Source organism: Aeromonas sp. ASNIH7, from assembly GCF_002903485.1.
Taxonomy (GTDB): Bacteria; Pseudomonadota; Gammaproteobacteria; order Enterobacterales; family Aeromonadaceae; genus Aeromonas; species Aeromonas caviae.
Genome location: NZ_CP026226.1, coordinates 1,678,467 through 1,703,238 on the forward strand (window position 1 = coordinate 1,678,467; position 24,772 = coordinate 1,703,238).

Consider the following 24,772-nt stretch of genomic DNA (forward strand, 5'->3'; position numbering starts at 1 on the left):
CAATCAAATTAAATGGAAATCTAGCCGTCTATCTGTCCATGGCAGCGATTAAATATAACCATAAATAGGTAATGAGCATGATCTAACCCGGGAGTACCCTATGCCCGTCCTCAAGAGGGATACGTGCTTGCTGTTTACCAAAGAGAAAAATAACTATGAGCGTCTACTACACACTCTGCTTCCTGGCAGCGTTGGCGATCTTCATCGCCTTTGCCAACCAGTATGTTGTGAAGATCCAGACCACCATCGCCATCACTGCGGGCTCCATGCTGATCTCCGCGCTGCTGGTGCTGTTTGGCAAACTGGGTTGGTTCAATCTGGAGCCTCTCGCCATCAAGACCATGGAGAGCATCGACTTCCAGAACTTCCTGTTGAAGGGGATCCTGGGCTTCCTGCTGTTCGCCGGCGGCCTTGGCATCAACCTCAAGGCGTTGCGTAGCCAGAAGTGGGAAATCACCATTCTGGCCATAGCCGCCACCCTGCTCTCCACCTTCCTCATCGGCTACGGCTTCTGGTTCATCGCCAAGCTGCTGGGCTGGGATGTGCCGCTGGTCTACTGCATGTTGTTCGGTGCCCTGATCTCCCCCACCGACCCCATCGCCGTACTGGCCATCGTCAAGAAGATGAAGGCGCCACCCCAGATCGCCATCCAGATCGAGGGGGAATCCCTGTTCAACGACGGTGTCGGTCTGGTCATCTTCGCCACCGTGTTTGCCGTGGCCTTTGGCGGCGTGGAGCCCACCTTCGGCAGCGTGGCCGGTCTGTTCCTGCATGAGGCTCTCGGCGGCATCCTGTTCGGGGCCGTGCTGGGTCTCATCGCCCACGTGATGATCAGCGCCACCGACGACGGCTCCCTGGAGCTGCTGCTGACCCTCTGCATCCCGACCGCGGGCTTCGCCTTCGCCAACATGATCGGCGTCTCCGGCGCCCTGGCCATGGTGGTGACCGGCATCATGATCGGCAACTGGACCCGTCACTCCGGCTTCTCCGAGCAGAGCCAGCACCACCTGGATCACTTCTGGGAGTTGATGGATCAGTTCCTCAACGCCCTGCTGTTCCTGCTGATCGGTCTGGCACTGGTGCTGCTGGACCTCGACTGGCGCGACTGGATCCTGCTGGTCATCGCGGTACCGCTCTGCCTGGCCGCACGCTTCATCAGCGTCTCCATGCCCTATGTGGCGTTCCGCAAGTTCCGCAGCTACAACACCTTCTCGGTGCGCATCCTCACCTGGGGCGGCCTGCGTGGCGGTCTGGCCATGGCCATGGCCCTGGCACTGCCATCCGGTGTCATGATGATCCCGGAACACAACGTCGATCTGCGCCAGGTGATCCTGGTGATGACCTACTCGGTGGTGATGTTCTCCATCGTGGTACAGGGCATGACCATTACCCCCATGATCACCGCCGCCAAGAAGGCCTGCGGCGACGCCTGAGCCCGTCCCTGACCGGCAATGAAAAGGGCTCCCTCGGGAGCCCTTTTGTCGTCCCCGTGGCAGTGAAAAACAGGGAATGATTGGGTGAACTCACAATTAGTGTTTGCTTTTTACACATTTCGAGGAGAGAATGCGCGCCGGCTAGTTAATCAGCCCTGATTATGTTCGCAATGCTTCACCTCACGATGAATCCTGCCAGTACCCGCATAACCTTCTTCTGATTTACTCGCCTTGAGAACCGTTCAGGCTGTCTGCCTGCGTTGCCCGGCTCTCACGGTGCAGACCCGATCTGCCCACTCCCAAGTAGCATCATGCATCCGCATGGTCCTTGGCGCCTTCCTTGAAAGTGCAGACGCCCCTGAACCGGGCTGGGTATTCCTGCGCGCTCGTCCGCCATCGTGCTGACCGCGCCCATTGACCTGACATTTGCCAATACAAGGAGCAAACACTTAATTTATATAGAGAAATACCATGATGAAACACGTACAAATCCGCAAACCCCTGCGTCGCAGCAAACCCATCAACCTGCCCGTGCAAGAACACGACGACGATGCGTTCCTGATCCAGTTCAGCACCCGCTTCAGCGGCGGCTTCGCCATCTCCTGTGATGGTATCGCCGGCGAGTTCTCCATCGAAGAGCTCAACTGACTTTGCCTGCCCACCGGCAGCGCCCGATGCAGACAGGCCGCAACTCACGGCGGCCTCCTTGCCTGACGTCATAGTCTGCATGGCCCCGCTCCCAGAGCAGTGGCTAGACTCCGCAAGTCTCCTTGTCCGGCGCCTCCAGCAGCAGGCACTCCTCCTCGCCGGCCCCCAACCTGACCCGTTTGCCCTGACTCAGCCCCAGCTTGGCGAGTAGCCGGACCGAGCGCTCATTGCCCGGGGTGACGATGGCGACCACCCGCTCGATGCCGAGCCGTTCGCGGCCATCTGCCATGGCCGCCCGCGCGGCTTCGATGGCATAACCCTGACCGCGCCAGGCGGGCAGGAAGGCATAGCCGATGTCTTCACAGGGCAGGGTATCGCGCTTGATGAGCCCGCAGATGCCGAGCCTGGCCCCGTCTTCCCGCCGCACCACCAGATAGAGTCCGTGACCGTGGCGGGCATAACTGACCGCAGGCCCCTGCTGGATGTAGTTTTCGGCATCCGCCAGGGTACGCACCCCGCGATCGCCGATGTAGCGGTGAAAATCACCATCGTTGAGCAGTTCGAGAATGAAGGGGGCATCGACAACGGTCAGTTCGCGCAGTTCCAGGCGCTCGGAGAGGATCATGGCATGGGCTCGTTCGGCAGAGAGAGTGTCCAAGACTGCTCTCGCCCCGTCCCCTTGGCAAGACCCGGACGATATTTTCGCCCCCGGGAGCCGCGTCCCCGCTATACTGCCCACCCCATGGAACAGGCAGGAGAACGGCCATGACCGATACCCCCGAATTTTTTGATGAAGAGACACTGCTGGAGATGGTGGAGAACCAGCTCGCCGACGGCCATCCCCTCCAGGTGAAAGCCACCCTGATGCGCCTGGTGATGAAGGGCACCCCGCGGGAAGAGGCGCTGCAATACATCGCCTGCGCCCTGGGCGCCGAACTCATGGCCATGGAAGCCGAACAGGGCCCCTTCAACCTCGTCCGTTACGGCGAGTTTCTCGACAGCCTGCCCGAGATGCCCTGGGCCGAATGACCCGGGCCGATTAGGCAAGCCCCGGCGCCAGCCATTATCATTACTGCCACCACCAATGACGGGAGTATGGGGATATGCGCTGGCAAGATCGCCGTGAGAGCAACAATGTGGAAGACCGACGCCAGCAAGGCGGCGGCAACGGGGGCGGCGGCCTGCCCATCGGTGGCAAGGGGCGCCTGATCCTGCTGGTGGTGGTCATGGTGGCGGGGTACTACGGCGTGGACCTCGGCCCCCTGCTGCAGGATCCGGCCCCGCAGAGCCAGCCCCAGCGTCAGAACTCGTCCCAGGCTGCCAACGATCCCCTCGCCCGCTTCACCTCGGTGATGCTCGCCTCCACGGAGGACGCCTGGGGCGAGATGTTCCAGCAAAGCGGCAACCACTATCAGGCCCCCAGACTGGTGCTCTATCGCGGTGCAACCCGCACCGGCTGCGGCCAGGGGCAGTCGGTGATGGGGCCCTTCTACTGTCCGGCCGACAGCACCGTCTACATCGATCTCTCCTTCTATCAGGACATGCGCGACAAGCTGGGGGCCGACGGCGACTTCGCCCAGGGCTATGTGATCGCCCATGAGGTGGGCCACCACGTGCAGAACCTGCTCGGTATCTCCACCAAGGTGCGCCAGCAGCAACAGGGGCTGAGCCAGGTCGCCCAGAACCGGTTGTCGGTCAAGCTTGAACTGCAGGCGGACTGCTTCGCCGGGGTCTGGGGCCACTACATGGAAAAAGAGCAGGTGCTGGAGCGCGGCGATCTGGAAGAGGCGCTCAACGCCGCCCAGGCCATCGGCGACGACAGGTTGCAGCAGCAAGGTCAGGGCCGGGTCGTTCCCGACAGCTTCACCCACGGCACCTCGGCCCAGCGCCTCGCCTGGTTCAAACGCGGTTTTGACAGCGGCAAGCCCGCCAGTTGCGACACCTTCGCCGCCCGCTGAAGGGGACAAACGCAAAGGGGCCGATTCCTCACGGAGCCGGCCCCTTTCCTTTCTCACCCGAGGGGGTCTTCCCTCATTCGGGATCCTCCGCCAGCAGATCGGTGAAGACGAAGCCGTCCCGCAGCACCGTTTCCCCCACCCGGATGGGCAGGGGATGCAGGAACATGGGGCCGTCCCAGGCCAGGGTGTGAAACTCCCCGTTCTCGCCGCAGGGATCCACCCCGGCGGGCAGGGCAGCCAGGAAGGCCGGGCCGAATTCATGACCACCTAACCCGGCGTCCAGCTTGCCCGGATCCAGGGTGCAGACCCTGGCCTTGAGCCCGGCGTCGATCATCGCCTGCGCCAGCTCGGTCGTGTCGCAGCCCCAGAGCGGGAAGAGCGGCGTGATGCCGGTCCCCGCCAGTTGCCGCTCCCGATAGGCGCGCACATCCTCAAGAAAGAGATCCCCGAACGCCATGTGGTGAATGTCCTTGGCCTGCACATCGGCGATGAAGCCTGTCATGATGCGCCCATACTCCTCGTTGCTGCAGGGCCAGGGCAGGTCGATGGTGGTCAGCGGCAAGCCCACGCACTCAGCCTGTGCCAACAACAACTGCTTGCGCACCCCGTGCATGGCCACCCGCTCGAACGCCTGGTTGAGGGTGGTGAACAGCCCCACCACCTCGATGGCCGGATCCTGGCGCAGGCGATGCAAGGCCCAGGCGCTGTCTTTTCCGCTGCTCCAGGAGAGCAGTACCTTTTTCTTCGTCATGATCTCTCCAGCTACTTGCCGCACCGTGCTGCAAGACAGTGTTGCGAATTGTGCGATTTACATTGCGGGACACAAAAGCATACCCTCGTGGGTGAGCGTATCCCCGCAGCACACCGGGGAGAATAACTAAAAAAACGATGGGAAACATAAGGATATGAGTAAAGTCAGCACATCGCACGACCACGGTCGCCCCCTCAATCGACAGGATTACAAAACCCTGAGCCTGGCGGCGCTGGGCGGCGCCCTCGAATTCTACGACTTCATCATCTTCGTCTTCTTCGCCGTGGTCATCGGCGAGCTCTTCTTCCCGGCCGACATTCCCGAGTGGCTGCGCCAGTTCCAGACCTTCGGCATCTTCGCCGCCGGCTACCTGGCTCGCCCCCTGGGGGGCATCATCATGGCCCACTTTGGCGATCTCATCGGCCGCAAGCGGATGTTCACCCTCAGCATCATCCTGATGGCCTTGCCGACCTTGCTGATCGGCCTGCTGCCCACCTACGCCGTGCTCGGCATCGCCGCCCCCCTGCTGTTGCTGCTGCTGCGGATCCTGCAAGGGGCCGCCATCGGCGGGGAAGTCCCCGGAGCCTGGGTCTTCGTGGCCGAACACGTGCCCGCCCGCCGGGTCGGTGTCGCCTGCGGTACCCTCACCGCAGGGCTGACCGCCGGCATCCTGCTCGGCTCCCTGGTGGCCACCGCCATCAACCGTGGCATGAGCCCGGGCGATGTGAGCGACTGGGGCTGGCGTCTGGCCTTCGTGCTCGGCGGCGTGTTCGGCATCGTCGCCATGTACCTGCGCCGCTGGCTGCACGAGACTCCGGTCTTCGCAGAGATGCAGGCCAACAAGTCCCTGGCCGAGGAGCTGCCCCTCAAGACGGTGCTGCGTGAGCACAAGGGCAGCGTCGTCGTCTCCATGCTGCTGACCTGGCTGCTCTCCGCCGGCATAGTAGTGGTGATCCTGATGACCCCGACCTATCTGCAGAAGGTCCACGGCATCAGCCCGGCCGATGCCCTGACCGCCAACTCCCTGGCCATCGTCGCCCTCACCCTGGGCTGCATCGTCTATGGTCGCCTGATCGATGCCATCGGCAGCGGTCCTACCTTCATCCTGGGCTCCCTGCTGCTGGCCGGCGCCACTTATACCTTCTACCACAGCCTGGCAGCCGGCACGGATCAGCTGGTGCCCCTCTACATGCTGGCGGGCTTTGCGGTGGGGATCGTCGGCGCCGTGCCCTACGTCATGGTCAATGCCTTCCCGCCGGTGGTGCGCTTCTCCGGGCTGTCGTTCTCCTACAACGTGGCCTACGCCATCTTCGGCGGCCTCACCCCCATGCTGGTCACCCTCTGGATGAAGGAGGACGTGCTGGCCCCCTCCCACTATGTGGTCAGCCTGGCCGCCCTCGGTTTCGTGCTCGGCATCTGGCTCTGGCTGCGCCAGCGCGGCCAACGCCAGGCCACCCCGCAGGCCGCCTGATCCTTCCCAAGCAAGCCCCGCACTGTCGGGGCTTGTTCTTTGCGGATATCATCGACCGGGTGGCGGTCCGCTGCGGACCTGCCAGCTCACCCCAATCCGTCCATCTGCCCGAGGTCCACTATGTTCTTCCAGGTCGTCTTTCTCGCCTTGCTGGCCCTGCTGCCCATGGTCAACCCGCCCACCACGGCCACCCTGCTGCTGGGATTGAGCAAGGGCATGTCCCGCGAGCACATTCGCCGCCAGATCAACATGGCCGCCCTCTATCTGTTCGCCACCCTGTGCGTCAGCTTCTTCATCGGATCCTCCATCCTGGATCTGTTCGGGATCTCCATTCCCGGCCTGCGCCTGGCCGGTGGCCTCATCATCGCCTTCATCGGCTTTCGCATGCTGTTCCCCTCGCCAAACCAGTCTGCGGGGGTCGAGGCCAACCAGAATATCGCCTTCGTGCCCCTGACCATGCCCAGCATGTGCGGACCCGGCACCATGGCGCTGGTGATCAGCGGCGCGGCCCAGATCGCCGAGCTGCCGGCCGAGGCCGATCGCGTCGTCATCTATGCCGCCATGGTCACCGCCTTCGCCCTGATGAGCCTGATCAGCTGGGGTGTGCTCAAGCTGGCAGATCCCGTGTGCAAGATCCTGGGGGCCACCGGCATCGACGCCATGACACGCATCATGGGTTTCCTGCTGGTGTGCATGGGTATGCAGTTCTGCATCAACGGCGTCAAGGAGGTGGCGCAGGATCCCGTCTTCCATGGTCAGGTGATGGAACAACCCGCTGCCGCCTTGCCGACCCATGCCGGATCCACCGCCCTCGATCATCTCGCCGTGCCGCGCCAGCCCTGATTGAAAACGGTGTCATTTTTCGTGCAAATCCCTCCTGATCTTGCGCCTGATCATATTGCCTTCATCTTGATGGGGTAGTCTGGTTTTTGTACAGGCAGGGTTCAGAAGGTTGCCGCTAGCGTGGCATGTGCTGACCCCATCACTTGAGGAGATATGCAAATGGAAAAGATGCTGACCGAGATTGGAAGCTACAGCCTGTTTCATGAGTATCTGAACGTGGTCGGTGCCGCCAGCCCCGCGCTGACCCGGATCAAGACAGGATGGGAGTTCAAGCGAAAGGATCGCCTGCTCGCCCAGATAAGGGTGGATGACCACGGCCACGCCCGCTTCTTCATCGACGCCCGCGCCATTTCGGTCAACTGACCCGACCCCTTTCCCAGCCCCGGCGCCTGCCGGGGCTTTTTATTGCTTGCGCGTTCCAATAAAAACCCCGGCGCCGGGCCGGGGTTTACAAAGGTGTGTGACCTTACTGGGTGCCGCCCACGGTGAGCTGATCCAGCTTGAGGGTGGGCTGGCCGACACCGACCGGCACGCTCTGCCCCTCCTTGCCACAGACCCCGACTCCGCGATCCAGCGCGAGATCACGGCCCACCATGGAAACCTGGCTCATCGCCTCGGGGCCGTTGCCGATCAGGGTCGCCCCCTTGATGGGCGCGGTGATCTTGCCATCCTCGATGAGGTAGGCCTCGGAGGCGGAGAAGACGAACTTGCCGGAGGTGATGTCCACCTGGCCGCCACCGAAGTTGGGGGCATAAATGCCTTTCTTCACCGAGGCGATGATCTCCGCTGGATCGTACTGACCCGCCAGCATGTAGGTGTTGGTCATGCGCGGCATCGGCAGGGCGGCGTAGGATTCGCGGCGGCCGTTGCCGGTGAGCGGCACGCCCATCAGGCGGGCGTTCTGCTTGTCCTGCAGGTAACCCTTGAGAATGCCGTTCTCGATGAGCACGTTGTAGCCCCCCGGCGTCCCCTCGTCGTCGATGGAGACGGAGCCGCGCCGACCCGGCAGGGTGCCGTCATCGACGATGGTGCAGTGTTTGGAAGCCACCTGCTCGCCGATGCGCCCGGCAAAGGCGGAGGAGCCCTTGCGGTTGAAGTCCCCTTCCAGACCGTGACCCACCGCCTCGTGCAGCAGCACACCGGGCCAGCCGGCACCGAGCACCACCGGCATGGTGCCGGCCGGGGCGTCGATGGCCTCCAGGTTGACCAGGGCCTGGCGTACCGCTTCGCGCACATAGCCAAACGCCCGGCTCTCGAGCCCGTCCAGCTCGAGGAAATGGTCATAACCGAAGCGGCCACCGCCCCCCGCGCTGCCGCGCTCACGGCGATCCCCCTTCTCGGCAATGACGGTCACCGAGAGGCGCACCAGGGGGCGCACGTCGGCGGCCAGGGTGCCATCGGTGGCGGCCACCAGGATCTCTTCATAGACCCCGCTGATGGAAGCCATCACCTGATTGATGGCGGGATCCAGGCTTCTGGCGAACTTGTCCATCTGCTCCAGCAGGGCTATTTTCTGCTGCTTGTCGAGGGTCTGCAGGGGATCCAGCGCCGGGTAGAGCAGGTTTGCTTCGGTGCGAGCCCATGCCTTTACCTTGCCCTGCGCACCGGCGGCGGCGATGCCGCGAGCGGCAGTCACCGACTGTTGCAGCGCCAGCAGGCTCAGCTCGTCCGAGTAGGCGAAACCGGTCTTCTCGCCGCTGACGGCGCGCACCCCCACCCCCTGATCGATGTTGTAGCTGCCATCCTTGACGATGCCGTCCTCCAGCATCCAGGACTCGTGCCAGCTGCGCTGGAAATAGAGGTCGCCGAACTCCACCTGATGGCTCATCAGGCTGCCGAGCAGCTGTTGCAGCCGCCCTTCGTCGAGATCGTTCGGGGCCAACAGGGAGGCACTAACCTGGCTCAATAGACTCAAATCTTTCTCTCCACTCTCATGCGAGATGTCGTAACGGTTAAATCCACGGCCGCGGGCTCACAACAGGCGGGCGTGTTGCAGCACCGGCATGGTGCGTTTCAATTCATCGACCAGGGCCCCATCCAGCGGCGCCAGCACAGTGCCCTGCCCCGACGCCCGACAGGCCAGCACCCGGCCCCAGGGGTCGATCACCATGCTGTGGCCCCAGGTCTGGCGCCCCGTCTCGTGGGTGCCCCCCTGGTTGGCGGCCACCACGTAGCACTGGTTCTCGATGGCACGGGCCCGCAGCAGAGGCTCCCAGTGCGCCTCGCCGGTGACGGCGGTAAAGGCGGCAGGCACCAGCAGCACCCGGGCACCGGCCCGGGCCAACTGGCGGTACAGCTCGGGAAAGCGCAGATCATAACAGATAGAAAGGCCGAGGGGACCAAAGGGGGAGTCCACCAGCACAGGCTGATCACCCGGGCTGAAGGTCTCCGACTCCCGGTAGCGGCCGTGATTGTCCGCCACGTCCACGTCGAACAGGTGGATCTTGTGGTAATGCCCCTTGAGCTCGCCGTCGGGATCGAACACCAGGGTACTGGTGTGAATGTGGTCGGCACCGGCGATGGCGGTGGGCATGGCTCCGGCCACCAGCCAGATGCCGTGGGATTTGGCCCAATCAGAGAGTTGCTGCTGGATTGGGCCATTTCCCAACGGCTCTGCCCCGTCCAGATACCCCTGCCGCTCGCCAAAGAGGGCGAAGTTTTCCGGCAGCAGCACCAGCAAGGGGCGCTCCCCGGGCAGACTCGCCAGCTCGGCGGCGATCCGCTCCCGGTTATCCTGCCAGGTACGACCCGATATCAACTGCATGGCGGCTAGCCACATGACGCGCTCCTTCTGTTGGGCGAGCCGGTGACACAAGGCCTTCTCGGCTCGCGGGGCAATATCCGCACTCTTCTGTTGGGCGAGCCGGTGACCGGTGACAGAAGGCCTTCACGGCTCGCGGGGCAATATCTGCACTCTTCTGTTGGACGAGCCGGTGACACAAGGCCTTCTCGGCTCGCGGGCAATATCCGCACTATGAGGGGTTTGGCGGCCGGGGGAAAGTCCCCCAGCCCGGTGCATGCCCTCAGCGCTGACCCGAGCCCTGATGCTTGGGATCGAGCAGGAAGGGGGTGACCTCCTTGGCGGGCAGGCCGGGCGCCACCGCATCCACCGTATCCTTCTGGTGCTGGTTGAGCTTGATGCGGGCGCGATCCCGCCCCGCCTCCACCAGCCTGGGGGCGTCCAGCGGGCCGGAGACCCGAAAATCGATGCGGGTCACCACGTCCACCACGGGCTCCAGCAGCTTGGAGAGGGCCAGCACATAGAGCCCGGTGATGGGGGTCAGGGAGAAGGCCGCCACCACCGGCAGGGTACCCCCCAGGTTCGGGGAGAAGCTCAGATCAAAGTCGAGCCGCCAGCGCACCAGATCCGCGATGCCCTTGCCCCGCAGGTTGCCCGCGGCGCCCTTCATGTAGAAGTCGTTGTTCTCCACCACCCCCTGATTGACCTTGGCGGAGGCGGACATGGACTCGAAATAGAAGCCCTTGTCGAAGACGTCGCGAAAATCGAGGCGCAGCTTGCGCATCAGGGAGTCGAGGCTCAGCAGGGAGAGCAGTCGGGCCCCCTTGTCGTTGACCTCCCGCAGGGTCCCTCCCTCCAGCTGGTAGTCGGCACTGCCCGCCAGAGTCGGCAGGCTCAGGCGGTAGGGCACGTCACGCCAGTTCAGATCCAGCGCCAGCTTGCCCGGGGCATCCCCGATGGGCGAGGTGTAGCCGAGCCGCTTGAGCAGGAGCTCGCTGTTGCGGGTCTCGAGGTTCACCCTGGCACGGGTCTGCATCTGGCTGCCACGGGCCAGCCACTCAGCGCTGCCGCGCAGGGTGCTGCCCGCCAGGCGCATCTCCAGTCCCTTGAGATCCAGCCGGTTGGCCCCGGGCAGCAGCTCCCCTTTCACCTCACCCAGGGGCAGCTCGCCGAAGCGGCAATCCACGCAGCTGAAGGTGAGCCAGGGAATGGCATTCATGATGGCCCTGTCCTGGCGCTCATCGGGATCCGGGCTGAGATCGGTCCCCTTGCCGGACCAGTAGATGCGGGCAAACTTGGCATCGATGGGGCGCCCATCGGCCACCGGCACCCGCACCACCCCCATCACGTCGGGGCTGTCGATCATCACCTCGGTGGCCTGGTTCACCGGCCCCAGGGTGAAATGTACCGCCTTGAGGCTGGCACTGCCGATGTCGGCACGGGCCAGCTGGCCATCCACCCACCACTCCTGGGGCAAGAAAGAGGGGCCCACCACAGCATTGTCACTCGGCGCCGAACCGGCCGGCAGCCACTGCTTGAGACGGGCCAGCCAGCCGGCCACGTCCGCCTGCTGCTGGTTGATGGCGAGCAGCATGGGCTTGTCCTGCATCACCCGCGCCCCGGGCTGGCCGATGTTGACCCGCACCCGGCTGAGGTAGGGGACGCCGTCGCCGTACACCAGGCGGCTCTGCATGTCGATGTCCGCCCCCAGCACGGCACGGATGTCGGCGCTGCCATCCCGCCCACGGGCTGTCACTTTGAGGGGCAGCCGGGTACCCGCCGCCTTGGTCAGGGGCACAGGCAGATCCAGCCCCATGCCCTGCAGGTTGGAGTCCAGCGCCAGCTGGAAGCTGAACGCCTTGTTCTCGGGCAGGGTCAGCCCCAGGGTACCGGACCAGTTGCTGCGCCCCTGGAGCATCTCGAGGGCCGGTATGTCCCGGCGCTGGCGGCGGCTGTCCCACTGCCCCTGGAACTTGAGATCGGCCTGATAGCCGTGGGGCAGTTGCCGCCCCTGATAATCCAGGGTCAGCGGCTGGTTCCACAGGCTGGCCTTGAGGTTGTGAATGCGCGTCTGCTCGTTGTCATACTCGAGCGTCCCTGCGACCCCGTCGAGGGGCAGATCCAGGGAGGCGATCCTCACCTTGTTGTCCTTGAAGCTGGCTTCCCCGCTGGCCTTGACCTCCCCCTCGCCATCCAGCGGTATGTCGAGCTTCACCGTACCCTTCATGGGGCCGCGGATCTCCACCTCCCGCAGCGCCTGACCGACGGATCCCCCCAGCGGCGAGTCCTGCAAATAGTCGCTGATGGCCTTGCCCTCACCCTCAACCTTGGCATCCACGTAGAGGTGAGCCCCCGGATAGAGGTCCGGGATCCAGGCGTGCACCGAGTCGGAGCTGGCCTTGCCGAGCTGGGTGGCGCGGCTGTTCATGTCGAGGCTGGCGTTCTGGAACAGCAGATCGATCTGCAGGTCGGTCAGCGGCTGCCAGCCCGGGAAAAACTCGTAGGTGGCCTGTTGCAGCGGCACCGCCACCTGGAAGACGCCCTTGCCGTTGTCGTAGGGGAAGTCACGGAATTCGCCGTACCAGAGCAGGTCGGCCCCCTTGGCCTTACCCCCCTTGATGGCGCCGCTCAGGTAGCTCACCAGCCCCTCATCCATCACCGCCAGGGGGTAGTAGCGATCCGCATGGGCCGCGTTCTTGACGTCGATGCGCCCGGTCAGGGCGAGGAAGGGGTGCTCGAACAGCTCGAGGCGAAACCGGCTGGCGAGGCGCAGATCCGGGTTGTCCAGGGCAATGTCCTGGCCATAGAGCACCCAGCCTTGCGGCGCCCGCCACCAGTCGAGGGCCGCACTCAGGCTGTCCACCGGGATGGGTTCCTTGAAGTGGCGGGCCGGATCCACCTTGCCCTTGCCCAGGGTCAGGCGGGCACGCCCCCCGTTCGGGGTCAGCCAGAAGTCGCCGTCCAGCTTTTGCAGACCGGGCACATCGTGCCAGGCCCGGGTCCCGAAGCCGCGCAGTTGCCCCTGCAAAGAGAGCCCCTGCCAGTCCCCGTCGGCTTGCAGGACCAGCTCCTGCAACTGGCCCCTTGGCCGGGTGCGCTTGAGGGTCTCAGTCAGCTCGGGATAGAGGCCGGAGACCAGCTGGCTCAGGTTGGCAATCTGGTCGAGATCGATGGCGGGCACATAGCCCTGGATGCGCGAGCCGATGCGCTCGAGCTGCAGGCGGCTGTGCAGCCAGGTGGCGCCATCGAGCTTGAAGGTGACGTCGTGGCTGGCGAGCTGCCACGCCTCGCCGTCCCGGCGCAGCTGGATCTTGCCCCCCTGCAGGTCGAGGCGGTGCGGCTCCCCCTTGATCTCGTCTTTCCAGATCAGGTGGTTGTTGCCAAAGGCCAGCAGGGAGTTGCCGAGCCTGCCCTTCTCGAACTCGCTCCAGAGCTGGAAGTCGAGCTGGCCGCTCACCGGCGGCGCGCCGGCGTGGATCCTGGCCAGCATGGGGCTGATGTCCAGCTCTCTGGCCCCCAGATAGAGCTGGCCCTTGAGGCGGTCGAGCCGCACCTCGGGGGCATCCACATCGATGATGAGGTCCAGGGTGCTCTCCCCCACCCCGTTGATGAGATAGGCCTTGCCGACCCCCTGATGCCGCTTGCCGCGGTTCTGCCAGCGCAACTGGGCGATGTCGAGGGCGCGCACCTCCCCCAGTGCCGTGGTGAGGCTCAGGCGAGTGTCGTGAATGTCGAAGGTGGAGAGCTGGGTCAGCAGGAAGCGCAGCAGGGCCTCCTGCTGGTTCGCGCTCTTCCCGCTGACGGGGGTGGCGGGCTGGGTCATGTCCAGCGCGATGTTGCCGTCGCTCAGGATCAACTGGCCAAACACCGGTCTGAGTTCGTTGAGGGAGCGCCAGAAGTCGAGGTGGGCCCACACCTTGCCAAGGCGCAGGGAGAAACGCCCCGAATCGGGGGCGATGGCCAGTCCTTCCAGCCCGATTGCCGGACCGCGGGGAGTCCACTCCAGCCCGACGTGATCCACGCTCACCTCGAGCTGACTCTCCCCGAGCAGGGTCCCTATCACGGCCGCCCGGTGCTGGTTGAGCAAGGGGCCGCCCAGTCGTACCACGCTGACCAGAACGGCCAGCAGCACGAAGAAGACTCCGAGGGCCAACCAGCCCCGACTCAGCCAGCGATAGACCAATTACATCATCACCACATCGAACTGTTCCTGCCCACAGAGCGGCTCGGAGACCACCCTGACCTGCTTGCCGATGAAGACTTCAAGCTCCGCCAGACTGTGGGACTCCTCCCCCCGCAGGTAATCGGCCACCGAGGGGGCCGCATAGACGGTGAACTGATCCGCGTCGTAGGCGCGGTTGACCCGGATGATCTCCCGCAGGATCTCGAAGCAGACCGACTCCACCGTCTTGACCCGGCCGCGCCCCTTGCACTCGGGGCACTCGGCGCAGAGCACGTGCTCCAGGCTCTCCCGGGTGCGCTTGCGGGTCATCTCCACCAGCCCGAGCTGGGAGAAACCGTTGACGTTGGTCTTGGCCCTGTCCTTGGCCAGCGCCAGCTCCAGGCTGTGCAGCACCCGGCGACGGTGATCCTCGGACTGCATGTCGATGAAGTCGATGATGATGATGCCGCCGAGGTTGCGCAGCCGCAGGTGACGGGCGATGGCGGCAGTGGCCTCGACGTTGGTGTTGAAGATGGTCTCTTCCAGATTGCGATGGCCGACGAAGGCCCCGGTGTTGATGTCCACCGTGGTCATGGCTTCGGTCTGGTCGATGATGAGGTAGCCGCCGGATTTCAGCTCCACCTTGCGCTCCAGGGCCCGCTGGATCTCGTTCTCCACGTCGTAGAGATCGAAGATCGGCGACTCGCCGGTGTAGTACTCCAGCTTGTTGGCCAGCTCGGGCACGTACTCCTCGGTGAAGCGCTTGAGCTGATCGAAGCTCTGGCGCGAGTCGACCCGGATCTTGTCGAGCTCGGCACCGACGAAGTCACGCACCACCCTGAACGCCAGGCTGGGATCCTCGTAGAGGATCTTGCAGGGGGGATACTTCTGCTTGCGCTCGAGGATCTTGCGCCACAGGCGCTTCAAGAAGGCGGCGTCCTGCTCCAGCTCCTGCTCCCCCACCCCTTCGGCGGCGGTGCGGATGATGTAGCCGCCCAGTTCGTCCACATAGCCGGCCACGGTGCGCTTGAGGCGCTCGCGCTCCGCCTCGGATTCGATGCGCTGGGAGACCCCCACGTGGGCACTGCCCGGCATGAAGACCAGATAACGGGATGGCAGGGTGATGTCGGTGGTGAGGCGAGCCCCCTTGGTACCGAGCGGGTCTTTGACCACCTGTACCATGATGTCCTGCCCCTGGCGCACCAGTTCGGCGATGTTGCCGGCCTGGAACTGCTCCTTCTCCTTGATCGCCACGCACTCGGTATGGGGGACGATGTCGGAGGCGTGCAGGAAGGCGGCCTTGTCCATGCCGATGTCGACGAAGGCGGCCTGCATGCCGGGCAGCACGCGGCTGATCTTGCCCTTGTAGATGTTGCCCACGATGCCGCGCTTGGCCTGACGCTCCACATGCACTTCCTGCAGCAGACCGTTCTCGACCAGGGCGACCCGGGTTTCGGAGGGGGTGACGTTTACCAGCAGTTCTACCGACATAAGTTACCTTGCCTTTCTAGTTTTGAATTCTGGCACGACGAACAACGGGTAACTCAGCAGCGCACTGCTGACGAGAGGATTACCGGGTCTGCTCGAGGTGCTGCTTGATCAACAGGTCCGTCTCCAGCAGGGGCAGGCCGACCACGGCACTGTAGCTCCCCTCGAGGCGACTGACGAATTTGCCGGCAATGCCCTGGATAGCATAAGCGCCCGCCTTGTCGCACGGCTCGCCGGTGCGCCAGTAGGCTTCGATCTCGGCCTCGTCCAGCTTGCGAAACGCCACGTTGGTGGTGACCAGTCGCACATCGCACCGCTCCGGGGTGGCCAGGGCCACCGCCGTCATCACCTGGTGTACCCGCCCGGAGAGGGCTTCCAGCATGTCCTTGGCGTCCAGCAGGTCGGAGGGTTTCTCCAGCACCCGCTCCCCCAGCACCACTATGGTATCGGCCCCCAGCACCGGCAGCGCCGTGGGCGCCGCGGCCACACCGGCCATGGCCTTGTCGCGGGCCAGCCGGCAGACGTAATCCTGGGGCTTCTCACCGTCGTTGCGCAGCTCCGGCACATCCAGCTTGAGGACCTCGAAACGGTAGCCCAGGCGGGTCAGAAGCTCGTGCCGGCGGGGGGAGCCCGAGGCGAGATAGAGTTGCAGTTCGTTGTGCTTGTTCATACTTCACTCAATGAGACGATGCGCAGTTACAATGCGTTGTTTTTATTCACATTCACTTGATATTGAAGCGACGCCGCACCTTGCGCAAGACCATAAAAATCCAGGGCCATATTAACATCGTCGTCAACGTCGACCAAAAGTAGGCGAAGTTGAGGCTGGCCCGGCTGAACAGATGCTCCGCCCAGAACACGGTGATCTTCCCCACCAGGGAGAGCAGACCGATGATCAGCGCCTGCTGCCAGAGGGAGAAGTTGCGGATCTTCTGGAACTGGAAGGCCGCCAGGTAGGTGGTGATGGCCATGGCCATGGCCCGCACGCCGAGGGTGCTGCCGAGCAGCACGTCCAGCAGCAGGCCCGCCACCCAGGCGGTGCCGACGTTGGTCCGGTGCGGCAGCGCCAGCGCCCAGTAGATGAGCACCATGGCGAGCCAGTCCGGACGGAAGGGTTCGAATTGAAAGGGAAGCGGCAGGATGGAGAGGCACAGGGCCAGCAGGATCGAACACCAGATCCAGATCCTGCCGCTGGCGGGTTGCAGCATCAGCGCGTCGCCCCCGCCGCCGAGGTTGCCGTGGCCGCCGAGGCGCTCGCCGCAGGCTCAAGGGCATCCTTGTCGTGTACTTCCGGTTTCTTGTCGGTCCACAGCAGCAGCAGGTAGCGCAGACGGTCCAGCGCCACCAGCGGCTTGGCCTCGATCTGGGCGAAGGGCTTGCCCTCCACGTAGTCGGAGCGGGTCACGGTCGCCACCGGATAACCTTCCGGGAAGCGGCCGCCCAGGCCCGAGGTGACCAGCAGATCGCCGACCTGGACGTCGGTGTTGCGGGGCAGGTTGCGCAGCTCCAGCTTGTCCAGCTCGCCGCTGCCGGAGGCGATGGCGCGCAAGTCGTTGCGCAGCACCCGCACCGGGATACCGTGGCTGGAGTCGGTGATGAGCAGGACGCGACTGGTGGTGGAGCCCACGTGGAGCACCTGACCGACCACCCCCTGATCGTTGATCACCGGCTGGCCGTTGTAGACGCCATCCAGCGCCCCCTTGTTGATCAGCACCTGATGGCTGAAGGGGTCGGAATCCACCGACAGCAGCTCGGCCACCATCTTGCGGGACTCCTTGTGTACCGGCGACCCCAGCAGCTCGCGCAGACGCTGGTTCTCGTGCTCCAGCTGATCCATCTTGAGCAGGCGCGAGCGCAGGGTGAACAGTTGCTGCTCCTGCTGCTTGGTCTGCTCGATGAGATCGGCGCGGGTCTGCACCTGGGTCGACATGGTGTCGAGCAGGGTGCCGGGGGCGTTGGCGATGTATTGCAGCGGGCTCACCAGGGAGCTCAGATAAACGCGGACATGGCTGAACACACCGAAGCGGGAATCCGCGACGATGGCAGCGACGGAGATGATGACGGCGAGAAACAACCGTAACTGAAGCGAAGGGCCTCTACCGAAGATGGGTTTCATGAGTCGTCAAAAAAGAGCCGGCGCTCGGCCGGCTTTGGGTCTTATTCGTAGTGGAACAGATCGCCACCGTGCATATCGATCAGCTCCAGCGCCTTGCCACCGCCACGGGCGACACAGGTGAGGGGATCTTCAGCCACGACGACCGGGATGCCGGTCTCTTCCATCAGCAGACGGTCGATGTCCTTGAGCAGGGCACCACCACCGGTCAGCACCATGCCGCGCTCGGAGATGTCGGACGCCAGCTCGGGCGGGGATTGCTCCAGGGCCACCATGACGGCGGAGACGATGCCGGAGAGCGGCTCTTGCAGCGCTTCCAGGATCTCGTTGGAGTTCAGGGTGAAGCTGCGGGGCACACCCTCGGCCAGGTTGCGACCGCGCACTTCGATCTCGCGCACCTCTTCGCCCGGATAGGCGGAGCCGATCTCGTGCTTGATGCGCTCGGCGGTGGCTTCCCCGATCAAGCTGCCGTAGTTGCGACGGACGTAGCTGATGATGGCTTCGTCGAACTTGTCGCCACCGATACGGACGGACTGGGAGTAGACCACGCCGTTCAGGGAGATGATGGCCACTTCGGTGGTACCGCCACCGATGTCCACCACCATGGAACCGGTCGCTTCGGAGACCGGCAGGCCGGCACCGATGGCGGCAGCCATGGGTTCATCGATCAGGTAAACCTCGCGGGCGCCGGCGCCCAGAGCGGATTCCTTGATGGCGCGACGTTCCACCTGGGTGGAGCCGCAGGGTACGCACACCAGCACGCGCGGGCTGGGGCGGAAATAGTTGTTGTCGTGAACCTGCTTGATGAAGTGCTGCAGCATCTTCTCGGTCACGTAGAAGTCGGCGATCACGCCGTCTTTCATCGGGCGAATGGCGGAGATGTTACCAGGGGTACGACCCAGCATCTGCTTGGCGGCATGACCGACAGCAGCGACCGATTTGGCGTTCCCGCGCTCTTGGCGAATGGCGACAACTGAGGGTTCGTTAAGGACGATCCCTTGATCTTTTACATAGATCAGGGTGTTGGCAGTTCCCAAGTCGATCGACAGATCGTTGGAAAAGACGCCTCTGAGCTTTTTGAACATGGCTACGGGAAATCCTAAGAATTTGGAGGTGCAGAAAACCGGCTAACTTTACCAATGCCCACCCCAATGGGCAAGCGCTCAAACTGTCGCCAATCAATCAGGCGCGACAAAAATGCGAGTCATCACTCACCCGCTCAGGCCGACAAACACTACGAAACAAGGAGATAAGACGCCGCTGTACAGCAATGCGTCTATCTCCCCGTGTCAGCCCGGGTGTCAGGGCATCACTTCGCGGCGATAAATAATTCTGTCATTACCCCGATCCCGGCCAAAAATGGCCTCTCCCAGCAGGTGATCCGCCGTGGCCGGATCCGCCAACCAGACGGGTTGGGATGGCTGTTGCTCCAGCACGATCCGATAGGGAATGCGCACCGCCTGATTGGGCGGCGCGAAGTGGAACCGGGTCTCGCCTGCGTCGAAACCGACCTGAGTACCGCCCGGAGCCACATTGCCGAGACCAAGGCGAATGCGGGTACCGTCTTTGAGGATCAGATCCCCCGTCGCGGAGTCATAGCGTTGCTCCGCATCGGTAAAGACGATACCACCTCCCGCCAGGGAGATCTGGGTACAGATATCTTGCGAATTGGCTCGCCTATCTTGCGAATTGGCTCGCCACAGGCCCCCTTCGAAATATTGCACCTGCAGGGGCAGCGCCAGCGGGGCGCTATCGACCCCCTGACGGGTGCTGGCGAGCAGCCGGCCGTAGTAGGCGATCATGGTATCGTCCGATCCCTTCGGAATGGAGAGCTGTTTGGCGGTGCAGTTCACCCCGCTCTGGCAAGTGCCGCTGACGGACGGATTCATGTTCCGTCCGCTGAGGAAGCTGGTCTCAGGAGTCTCACCGTCCGTTACTCTGAGCCCTAGTCGCAGGAGCGGCAAGGGCTCTTCCGGTGCGGTCAGGCTAGGGGTCAGTTCGCGCAGCCGCATAAAGCGGGTTTGACCTGACTGCTTGCCTGTTCCTTCGGTCCAGCTGGCGGCCAGCGGCGCCAGCCGATTGGATCTGTCCACCCCGTCCTGATTGTTGGCGGCCACCAGGGTGAGGGCCCCCCTGGCAAAGGCATCACGGTAGTTCCTCGTGACACTCCCTTCCTTGTTGCGCGCCTCCACCACCGTCTGTACCCCGAATGGCTGGCTCATATAGCTGAAACCACCGCAGGCCGGGGTGACGGTGCCGCTCGTCATGTTGAAGTCCCAGGGTACGAAGCGCCCCAGCGGCACGCTGGTGGCGGGAGGGATGGTGTAACCGAAATAGTCCGTTGATACTGTGCTTCCCTCTGGCGACGTTGCCACCGGTGGCGTCGCCTTGATCCTGAAGACCCCGACCTCGTTGAGACTGAGGGCGGGGGTATTGAGGCCGGCACTGGCTGCAACGTGGCTGTACTTGGTCGGAGTGACCTGGGCGGCCACGCCCCCCTGAGGGGCCACCAGCTCGCTGGTCAGGGCGATGTCGGACAACACGAAGTTGGGGGTGGTGCTATTGCCGGTGCAGATATCCTCATCGGTGTCGCTCTGCCACGCCATGGCCCGGATATTGAGCGAGAAGCTGTCTCCCGTCCTCTTGAACACAGGGCAGGTGATATCCCCTGCCGCACAGGTCCCCTGGGTGGGCGTGATGCAGAGCCCCACCGGGCGGCTCACGAACAGATCCGACCCCGTCATCACCAGCCCTGCGGTATCCCCGCTGCCATCGTGGCGGGCATTGAGTCGCATCTGGCCCGCATCCGGATAGCGAACACTCTTCAACGTCGCCTTGCCTTGACCATCGAAGGTCAAATTGAGGGTTGTCGCCGCTGGCGAGACTACATTGGCGGCATAAGTCGAAATCGTCTTGCCATCTATCGCCATCTGACTCCCGGCAGAATTGTCATTCGGGGTGACATACGTTCCCCAGAAGCCGACCGAACGCTCACCGGTAAAACCGGGGACACACTGCTGGGTCGCATTGTCCTTTTTGACGGCACTGATCACTACATCTTGGGGCCTGTTGGCCAGGGTATCCGGCACATTGAACAGGAAGCCGCTGTCGGCAAAGCTCAAGGTACAGGCGGCGGCGCTCAGGGCGCCGCTGCCCGCCCGGCAAAGCGTCTCGCTAAGCGGCTTGGTGGAGGGAATAGAACCACTCACCCCCACCTTCATGACACTCGCCAGATTGTTGCGCAGCTGCAATTTGGCGGTGCCGTTGCTGAAGGTCACGGTAGCGGTGTTGCCGTTGTAGCTCACCTGGCTGTCGGCTATCCAGCCGTTGCTGCCATTCTTCAGGGGGGTCAGGATGGCGCTCACCTGGTCCGTGAACAGCTGGCTGCAACTGGCGTTGGCGCAGGCCCGGATGGTGAGGGTCTCGGGGTTGCAGGTCAGGGCCTGACCGGAGTGATCGAACTCGAAGTGATCGATCGCCGCGGTGACGGGGGGGACATCTTGTCATTGATGGCGGTGGTGCCAGACATAAACAGGGAGCGACTGGTCGTTCTACCGTTGATAACGCTCGCGTTATTCATGTTCAATGCCTGATCGGCATATACCAGGCCGTTGACCAGGCTTTCACCATTCAAATTGACATTCTGGTATCCAAACAGCAGCACAGATCCCGTCTTGGCTGCGTTGAGACGCCCGCCATTAAACTCCACCGCGTTGACGAAGATACGTACATTGCCCCGGGTTTCAATCTCCCCGCCCTGATTGACGACGAGTCTGTCTATCCAATAATCCCCGGCGGGCAGCACCACTTTTGCTCCCCCCAAAGCGAGAGACTGGATTCTGTACTCTTGACGGGTGCTGGAGAAGGTCAGGGTGCAGGCACTGTAGAGGCTGATAGTCCCGAACTGGTATTGGCTGGCGCTACCCAGGGTTAGCTGTTGTCCCGCGCTGCAGTACCCCAGGCTGCCATCGTTGCCGGAACTGCTCAGAAAGCGGTTGCCACCCGAGGTAGACAGACCGCGGATGGAGCGGCCCGTGATGGAGCAGAGCCGGCGCGATCCACTGGCGTTGTCACAGCCATCCAATGGCATTCCAGATCCCTGATTCGAGTCACAGAAATTCAATGCGGCACCTGCCGTGCCCGTTATTTTCGCCTGGTTGTTCTGGGTCAGCATGGCGTTATCCTGGCCGGTACAGACCGCGTTGTTATTGCCGCGATGGCCCTGAACCACAGCCGGGAAATAGGTGTCACTGTCAACGGTTTCGAATCCATGAACCATGCCAGAGAGCATTGTTAAGACCAGCAACCAGAATCTCATGGATTCACTCCATCGAAAGCTTCCGCCACCAGGGTGCGGCTGACGGCAAAGTCCGGGTTGGGGCCACTGTTGGCCCCGGGTTCACCACAGCGCCCTTCGCTGCTGAAGCGATAACCAGTCTGGGTCACGCCGGCCACGCTCACCGGCAGCTTGGTGCAGCTGACACTGGCCTTGCAGCCCGCCAGCCCAGCCTCGGTGAAAGTGAATGTCAGGGGGCCGCAGGCTTGCCCCTGCCACTGGCCGCTCGGGTAGAGCCGGTACAGGGCAATCTCCAACCCGCTCTGGGCCGCCATCAGGGCACGCACCCCGCGCACCTCCACCGTGTGCTTCTCGCTGCTGTCCACTAGGAAACGCCCCATGGCCGCCGCCAGCAGGGCCATGATGACGATGACGAAGAGCGCGATCAGGATGGCGCTGCCCCGCTGGGACCTCACCATGGAGGGAGTGTCAGGGCACATTGAGGGTCTCCAGCTTGTGGTGGAAGACGACGTGCTCGTCGCGCTGCTCAAACACTAGCCGCAGCCCCACCTCGCTCGAGCTGAAGGCGGCAGGATCCCGATAGAAATAGGATTCGGAGGGTCGAATATGTTCTGCCATCAGGGCGTGTGTTGATTCACGGTATCGCATCAAAGTACCCTGAGTGTCGATACAATAACGCACCTGCTGATTAGCAAAATAAATGCGTTTGGCGGGGGACTCCCTATCAAACGCCGCATCTACGGTCACAGTTCCGATCTTAGTTGTTGGCTCGAAGGAGCCATCCCCCACCACATTGGCCACACACTTGCCATGAATGCATCCCGCTTCTAGGCCACCCTCTCCTGTAATGGGATACACGACAGCCCGATAGCCATCAGTAGGAAGCTCGCCGGCGGATGAAGCCACCATAGTCAGCTCGAAATTACCTGCTACGGATTTATTGAGGCTCAGATAACGACTGGCGGTGGCGATGGGCCAGAAGCGCAGGCAGGTCCCCTGATCCGCCCCCTTGCCCGCCTCATCCTCGATGCGCACCGAACCGGGGACCGCATCGCGCAGCTCGCGGTTGAGCCGCTCCAGGGCGAAACGGGCATCGCTCATCAGTTGCTCGCGGCGGCTGGCATCTCCGTAGATCTGGGTACCGATGCCGATAAACTGGCTGGAAAATGTCGCCATCACCCCGAGCAGCAGGATCACCATCACCAGCTCCACCAAGGTGAAGCCCCCCTCACGCCCGGGTCGGACGCGGTCACGGGCGAGTCTGGCACATGGGTGTTCCCACGCGACATCACGGGAATGTGGCTTGCCCATCAGTAGTTCCCCCGATAGAGGCCGAAGACCAGCTCGCTCCCGTCCGGCAGGCGCACGGTCAGGGTGATGCGCTTGCCGATGGACTCAGCCCCCTCCCCCGCGCTGCCAAAGAGGGTATCCGGCACCACCGCGATCTTCACCTGGTAGCGTCGATACTCCTCCTCGCTGCTCGCGGCCGAGGCCTGAGTAAAGTAGCTGGCGTCCACCCAGCGGCCTGCCGTGTCGAAATCGTCCACGTCGTTGAACCCGTAGGGGCGGGTCTCGCCACCATCGGGGCCATAGTCGGCGCTCGCCGTGCAGGGGGGATAGGTAAAGGCGGGCACACCGGCCGTCTCGCCACAGCGAAAACGGCCGCCGTTGTGATCGGAATGCTCGTCGAAAGACTTCTCCAGCATCTCGCCGAGAATGCGCTGGGCGAGCTGGGCGGCGCGTACCTGCTGCACCGGATCCACCGCCTGGGGTGCCTGATTGATGAGAAGCCCCAGGACGCCGGTCAGGGCGATGGCCAGCAGCACAATACCGACCACGAACTCGATCAGGGTGAAGCCGCACCGGGCCTTAAGGGAGGGCATGGATATAACCTTCCGGCTCGATGCGCAGCCGGGCGCTCTCCTGCCCGCTGCTCACCGCCAGATTGCAGCCATTGACGCAGGTTGAGGGTGAAAGCGGACGGCCGCTGCGCTTGTCGAAAGAAAAGCTCCCTTGAGGCAGGGAGAGGCCGCCGGAGGCGGTGATGACTCGCCCCCGGCTCTGCTCGTCCGCACTCCAGCCGGAGATGGGCTTGGGGGTACAGCTGCCAAGCAGGGTCAGATGACCGAAGCGGCTCGGCTCCACCACCAGCTGGGTGCAGCGCGCGTCCCCTTCCTGCATGTTCATGGTCTGCACCAGCCGCAGCCGGGCCACCAGCTCGTCACGCAGGGTATGGGTTTCAAAGCCGCCTTTGCCCAGCCATTTAGGCACGGCAAAGGCGGCCAGAATCCCGAGCAACAGGATTACGATAACCAGTTCTATCAGGGTGAAGCCCTTGTTTCTCGGCATTTGCTTGCTCATTGAATAATGAAAAAGCGAGGCCGAAGCCTCGCTTGTCAACACGTATTACTTACAGTTTTGCAACTCGGTTTTGAAAGGAACAGTATCACTGGTTGCGGCTGTGTATTTTACGGTACAAGTATTGCCACTGGTATTAGCAGGGGCAAAAGTTGACTCGAGAGCAGTTGCGCCAGAAGCTGCAACCCAGCCGTCCAGGGTTACAGCAGCGGAAATGGTATCAGCGGTCGGGTAGCCATAGATAACCTTGACACCGGTCATTCCATTCAAGTCAGTACCACCTGCCGCAGATGCCTTTTCCTGCCCATTCAGAGCTGCCTTGCTATAGACCAGATTGGCAGCGCTGGACAACGCTGCCTGCACGCCCTGCGCGGCAGACTTCTTGGCATCATCCTGCAGATTCAGGAACTTGGGCGCGGCGGTGACCGCCAGAATGCCCAGGATGATGATCACGATCACCAGTTCGATCAGGGTAAAACCCGCTTGCTTCTTCATTACGTTTTCCTCTGT

At 63.2% G+C, this 24,772-nt stretch carries 22 protein-coding genes and 1 pseudogene; 7 read left to right on the forward strand and 16 right to left on the reverse strand.

All coding sequences use genetic code 11. The features are described 5' to 3' along the window. Positions 1–155 precede the first annotated feature (155 nt). Together C2U47_RS07895 and C2U47_RS07900 are read left to right on the forward strand one after the other, a co-directional pair. Entirely contained in the window at positions 156–1,433 is a 1,278-nt protein-coding gene (locus C2U47_RS07895) for a cation:proton antiporter (protein ID WP_103261574.1), read from the forward strand. A gap of 471 nt (positions 1,434–1,904) precedes the next feature. Beyond that, positions 1,905–2,081 carry a hypothetical protein gene (locus C2U47_RS07900; protein WP_010672653.1) on the forward strand — a complete coding sequence of 59 codons (177 nt, stop codon included), beginning with the start codon at positions 1,905–1,907 and terminating at the stop codon, positions 2,079–2,081. Between the two features lie 103 nt (positions 2,082–2,184). On the opposite strand, the gene C2U47_RS07905 is transcribed toward C2U47_RS07900, so the two are convergent. Continuing rightward, entirely contained in the window at positions 2,185–2,706 is a 522-nt protein-coding gene (locus C2U47_RS07905; protein ID WP_049637292.1) for a GNAT family N-acetyltransferase, read from the reverse strand. A gap of 140 nt (positions 2,707–2,846) precedes the next feature. On the opposite strand from C2U47_RS07905, the gene C2U47_RS07910 reads away from it, so the two are divergent. Together C2U47_RS07910 and ypfJ are read left to right on the forward strand one after the other, a co-directional pair. Beyond that, positions 2,847–3,110 (forward strand): hypothetical protein, encoded by a 264-nt coding sequence (locus tag C2U47_RS07910; RefSeq protein ID WP_039040440.1) that lies wholly within the window; start codon positions 2,847–2,849, stop codon positions 3,108–3,110. Between the two features lie 74 nt (positions 3,111–3,184). Continuing rightward, positions 3,185–4,039 carry a KPN_02809 family neutral zinc metallopeptidase gene (gene ypfJ, locus C2U47_RS07915; RefSeq protein ID WP_042015333.1) on the forward strand — a complete coding sequence of 285 codons (855 nt, stop codon included), beginning with the start codon at positions 3,185–3,187 and terminating at the stop codon, positions 4,037–4,039. 73 nt (positions 4,040–4,112) lie between these two features. On the opposite strand, the gene C2U47_RS07920 is transcribed toward ypfJ, so the two are convergent. After that, positions 4,113–4,790, reverse strand: a complete 678-nt coding sequence (locus C2U47_RS07920) for an ATP-binding protein (RefSeq protein ID WP_103261575.1) — start codon at positions 4,788–4,790, stop codon at positions 4,113–4,115. 154 nt (positions 4,791–4,944) lie between these two features. Here C2U47_RS07920 and C2U47_RS07925 point away from each other — a divergent pair, with 154 nt between their 5' ends. From C2U47_RS07925 to C2U47_RS07935, 3 genes are all read left to right on the forward strand, one after another. Further along, entirely contained in the window at positions 4,945–6,261 is a 1,317-nt protein-coding gene (locus tag C2U47_RS07925) for an MFS transporter (RefSeq protein WP_039040437.1), read from the forward strand. Positions 6,262–6,381: 120 nt separating this feature from the next. Beyond that, positions 6,382–7,104, forward strand: coding sequence for a MarC family NAAT transporter (locus C2U47_RS07930; protein WP_048208904.1), 723 nt, complete (start codon positions 6,382–6,384; stop codon positions 7,102–7,104). Positions 7,105–7,263: 159 nt separating this feature from the next. After that, positions 7,264–7,467: a hypothetical protein gene (locus C2U47_RS07935; protein WP_041212219.1), complete on the forward strand. Its 204-nt coding sequence runs from the start codon at positions 7,264–7,266 to the stop codon at positions 7,465–7,467. 103 nt (positions 7,468–7,570) lie between these two features. Here C2U47_RS07935 and tldD read toward each other — a convergent pair whose 3' ends face one another. The 14 genes and pseudogenes from tldD to C2U47_RS08005 form a co-directional block, all read right to left on the reverse strand. Next, positions 7,571–9,019 carry a metalloprotease TldD gene (gene tldD, locus C2U47_RS07940; RefSeq protein ID WP_069652309.1) on the reverse strand — a complete coding sequence of 483 codons (1,449 nt, stop codon included), beginning with the start codon at positions 9,017–9,019 and terminating at the stop codon, positions 7,571–7,573. A gap of 57 nt (positions 9,020–9,076) precedes the next feature. Beyond that, a complete protein-coding gene (locus C2U47_RS07945) occupies positions 9,077–9,883 on the reverse strand; it encodes a carbon-nitrogen hydrolase family protein (RefSeq protein WP_043154366.1) in 807 nt (268 codons plus the stop codon). A gap of 244 nt (positions 9,884–10,127) precedes the next feature. Beyond that, on the reverse strand, positions 10,128–14,027 hold the full coding sequence (locus tag C2U47_RS07950; RefSeq protein WP_180911319.1) for a YhdP family protein: 3,900 nt from the start codon (positions 14,025–14,027) through the stop codon (positions 10,128–10,130). Then, the gene (gene rng, locus C2U47_RS07955) at positions 14,028–15,497 is read right to left on the reverse strand and encodes a ribonuclease G (RefSeq protein WP_010672637.1); all 1,470 of its coding nucleotides are present in this window, start codon (positions 15,495–15,497) and stop codon (positions 14,028–14,030) included. It abuts the gene before it with no gap. Positions 15,498–15,576: 79 nt separating this feature from the next. Beyond that, a complete protein-coding gene (locus tag C2U47_RS07960; protein ID WP_010672636.1) occupies positions 15,577–16,164 on the reverse strand; it encodes a Maf family protein in 588 nt (195 codons plus the stop codon). A 52-nt stretch (positions 16,165–16,216) separates the two neighbouring features. Beyond that, positions 16,217–16,702: a rod shape-determining protein MreD gene (gene mreD / locus C2U47_RS07965; protein ID WP_010672635.1), complete on the reverse strand. Its 486-nt coding sequence runs from the start codon at positions 16,700–16,702 to the stop codon at positions 16,217–16,219. Further along, the gene (gene mreC / locus C2U47_RS07970) at positions 16,702–17,610 is read right to left on the reverse strand and encodes a rod shape-determining protein MreC (protein WP_029313545.1); all 909 of its coding nucleotides are present in this window, start codon (positions 17,608–17,610) and stop codon (positions 16,702–16,704) included. Before mreC ends, mreD begins: the two co-directional genes overlap by 1 nt. A 41-nt stretch (positions 17,611–17,651) precedes the next feature. Beyond that, positions 17,652–18,692: a rod shape-determining protein gene (locus C2U47_RS07975; protein WP_005308111.1), complete on the reverse strand. Its 1,041-nt coding sequence runs from the start codon at positions 18,690–18,692 to the stop codon at positions 17,652–17,654. A 216-nt stretch (positions 18,693–18,908) separates the two neighbouring features. Continuing rightward, a pseudogene (locus C2U47_RS07980) lies at positions 18,909–21,925 on the reverse strand (DUF6701 domain-containing protein). After that, positions 21,922–22,383 carry an MSHA biogenesis protein MshP gene (locus tag C2U47_RS07985; RefSeq protein WP_069785493.1) on the reverse strand — a complete coding sequence of 154 codons (462 nt, stop codon included), beginning with the start codon at positions 22,381–22,383 and terminating at the stop codon, positions 21,922–21,924. The pseudogene C2U47_RS07980 and the gene C2U47_RS07985 overlap by 4 nt, the downstream one beginning before the upstream one ends. Then, positions 22,373–23,215, reverse strand: coding sequence for a type II secretion system protein (locus tag C2U47_RS07990; protein ID WP_082189370.1), 843 nt, complete (start codon positions 23,213–23,215; stop codon positions 22,373–22,375). The genes C2U47_RS07985 and C2U47_RS07990 overlap by 11 nt, the downstream gene beginning before the upstream one ends. After that, complete coding sequence (locus C2U47_RS07995; protein WP_069785492.1) at positions 23,215–23,787, reverse strand: prepilin-type N-terminal cleavage/methylation domain-containing protein; 573 nt, start codon at positions 23,785–23,787, stop codon at positions 23,215–23,217. Before C2U47_RS07995 ends, C2U47_RS07990 begins: the two co-directional genes overlap by 1 nt. Continuing rightward, positions 23,774–24,253: a prepilin-type N-terminal cleavage/methylation domain-containing protein gene (locus C2U47_RS08000; protein ID WP_069785491.1), complete on the reverse strand. Its 480-nt coding sequence runs from the start codon at positions 24,251–24,253 to the stop codon at positions 23,774–23,776. The genes C2U47_RS07995 and C2U47_RS08000 overlap by 14 nt, the downstream gene beginning before the upstream one ends. Positions 24,254–24,310: 57 nt before the next feature. Then, the gene (locus C2U47_RS08005; RefSeq protein ID WP_039040426.1) at positions 24,311–24,757 is read right to left on the reverse strand and encodes a prepilin-type N-terminal cleavage/methylation domain-containing protein; all 447 of its coding nucleotides are present in this window, start codon (positions 24,755–24,757) and stop codon (positions 24,311–24,313) included. Between the last annotated feature and the right edge of the window lie 15 nt (positions 24,758–24,772).

Excerpts from the sequence above, each read along its gene's own strand:
- C2U47_RS08000 (WP_069785491.1), bottom strand. The coding sequence starts at position 24,253 with ATGCCGAGAAACAAGGGCTTCACCCTGATAGAACTGGTTATCGTAATC.
- C2U47_RS07895 (WP_103261574.1), top strand. The coding sequence starts at position 156 with ATGAGCGTCTACTACACACTCTGCTTCCTGGCAGCGTTGGCGATCTTC.
- C2U47_RS07900 (WP_010672653.1), top strand. The coding sequence starts at position 1,905 with ATGATGAAACACGTACAAATCCGCAAACCCCTGCGTCGCAGCAAACCC.
- C2U47_RS07995 (WP_069785492.1), bottom strand. The coding sequence starts at position 23,787 with ATGCCCTCCCTTAAGGCCCGGTGCGGCTTCACCCTGATCGAGTTCGTG.
- C2U47_RS07930 (WP_048208904.1), top strand. The coding sequence starts at position 6,382 with ATGTTCTTCCAGGTCGTCTTTCTCGCCTTGCTGGCCCTGCTGCCCATG.
- mreD (WP_010672635.1), bottom strand. The coding sequence starts at position 16,702 with ATGCTGCAACCCGCCAGCGGCAGGATCTGGATCTGGTGTTCGATCCTG.
- C2U47_RS08005 (WP_039040426.1), bottom strand. The coding sequence starts at position 24,757 with ATGAAGAAGCAAGCGGGTTTTACCCTGATCGAACTGGTGATCGTGATC.
- C2U47_RS07905 (WP_049637292.1), bottom strand. The coding sequence starts at position 2,706 with ATGATCCTCTCCGAGCGCCTGGAACTGCGCGAACTGACCGTTGTCGAT.
- mreC (WP_029313545.1), bottom strand. The coding sequence starts at position 17,610 with ATGAAACCCATCTTCGGTAGAGGCCCTTCGCTTCAGTTACGGTTGTTT.
- C2U47_RS07945 (WP_043154366.1), bottom strand. The coding sequence starts at position 9,883 with ATGTGGCTAGCCGCCATGCAGTTGATATCGGGTCGTACCTGGCAGGAT.
- C2U47_RS07990 (WP_082189370.1), bottom strand. The coding sequence starts at position 23,215 with ATGGGCAAGCCACATTCCCGTGATGTCGCGTGGGAACACCCATGTGCC.
- C2U47_RS07920 (WP_103261575.1), bottom strand. The coding sequence starts at position 4,790 with ATGACGAAGAAAAAGGTACTGCTCTCCTGGAGCAGCGGAAAAGACAGC.
- C2U47_RS07975 (WP_005308111.1), bottom strand. The coding sequence starts at position 18,692 with ATGTTCAAAAAGCTCAGAGGCGTCTTTTCCAACGATCTGTCGATCGAC.
- rng (WP_010672637.1), bottom strand. The coding sequence starts at position 15,497 with ATGTCGGTAGAACTGCTGGTAAACGTCACCCCCTCCGAAACCCGGGTC.
- C2U47_RS07960 (WP_010672636.1), bottom strand. The coding sequence starts at position 16,164 with ATGAACAAGCACAACGAACTGCAACTCTATCTCGCCTCGGGCTCCCCC.
- C2U47_RS07935 (WP_041212219.1), top strand. The coding sequence starts at position 7,264 with ATGGAAAAGATGCTGACCGAGATTGGAAGCTACAGCCTGTTTCATGAG.
- C2U47_RS07985 (WP_069785493.1), bottom strand. The coding sequence starts at position 22,383 with ATGTGCCCTGACACTCCCTCCATGGTGAGGTCCCAGCGGGGCAGCGCC.
- ypfJ (WP_042015333.1), top strand. The coding sequence starts at position 3,185 with ATGCGCTGGCAAGATCGCCGTGAGAGCAACAATGTGGAAGACCGACGC.
- C2U47_RS07910 (WP_039040440.1), top strand. The coding sequence starts at position 2,847 with ATGACCGATACCCCCGAATTTTTTGATGAAGAGACACTGCTGGAGATG.
- C2U47_RS07925 (WP_039040437.1), top strand. The coding sequence starts at position 4,945 with ATGAGTAAAGTCAGCACATCGCACGACCACGGTCGCCCCCTCAATCGA.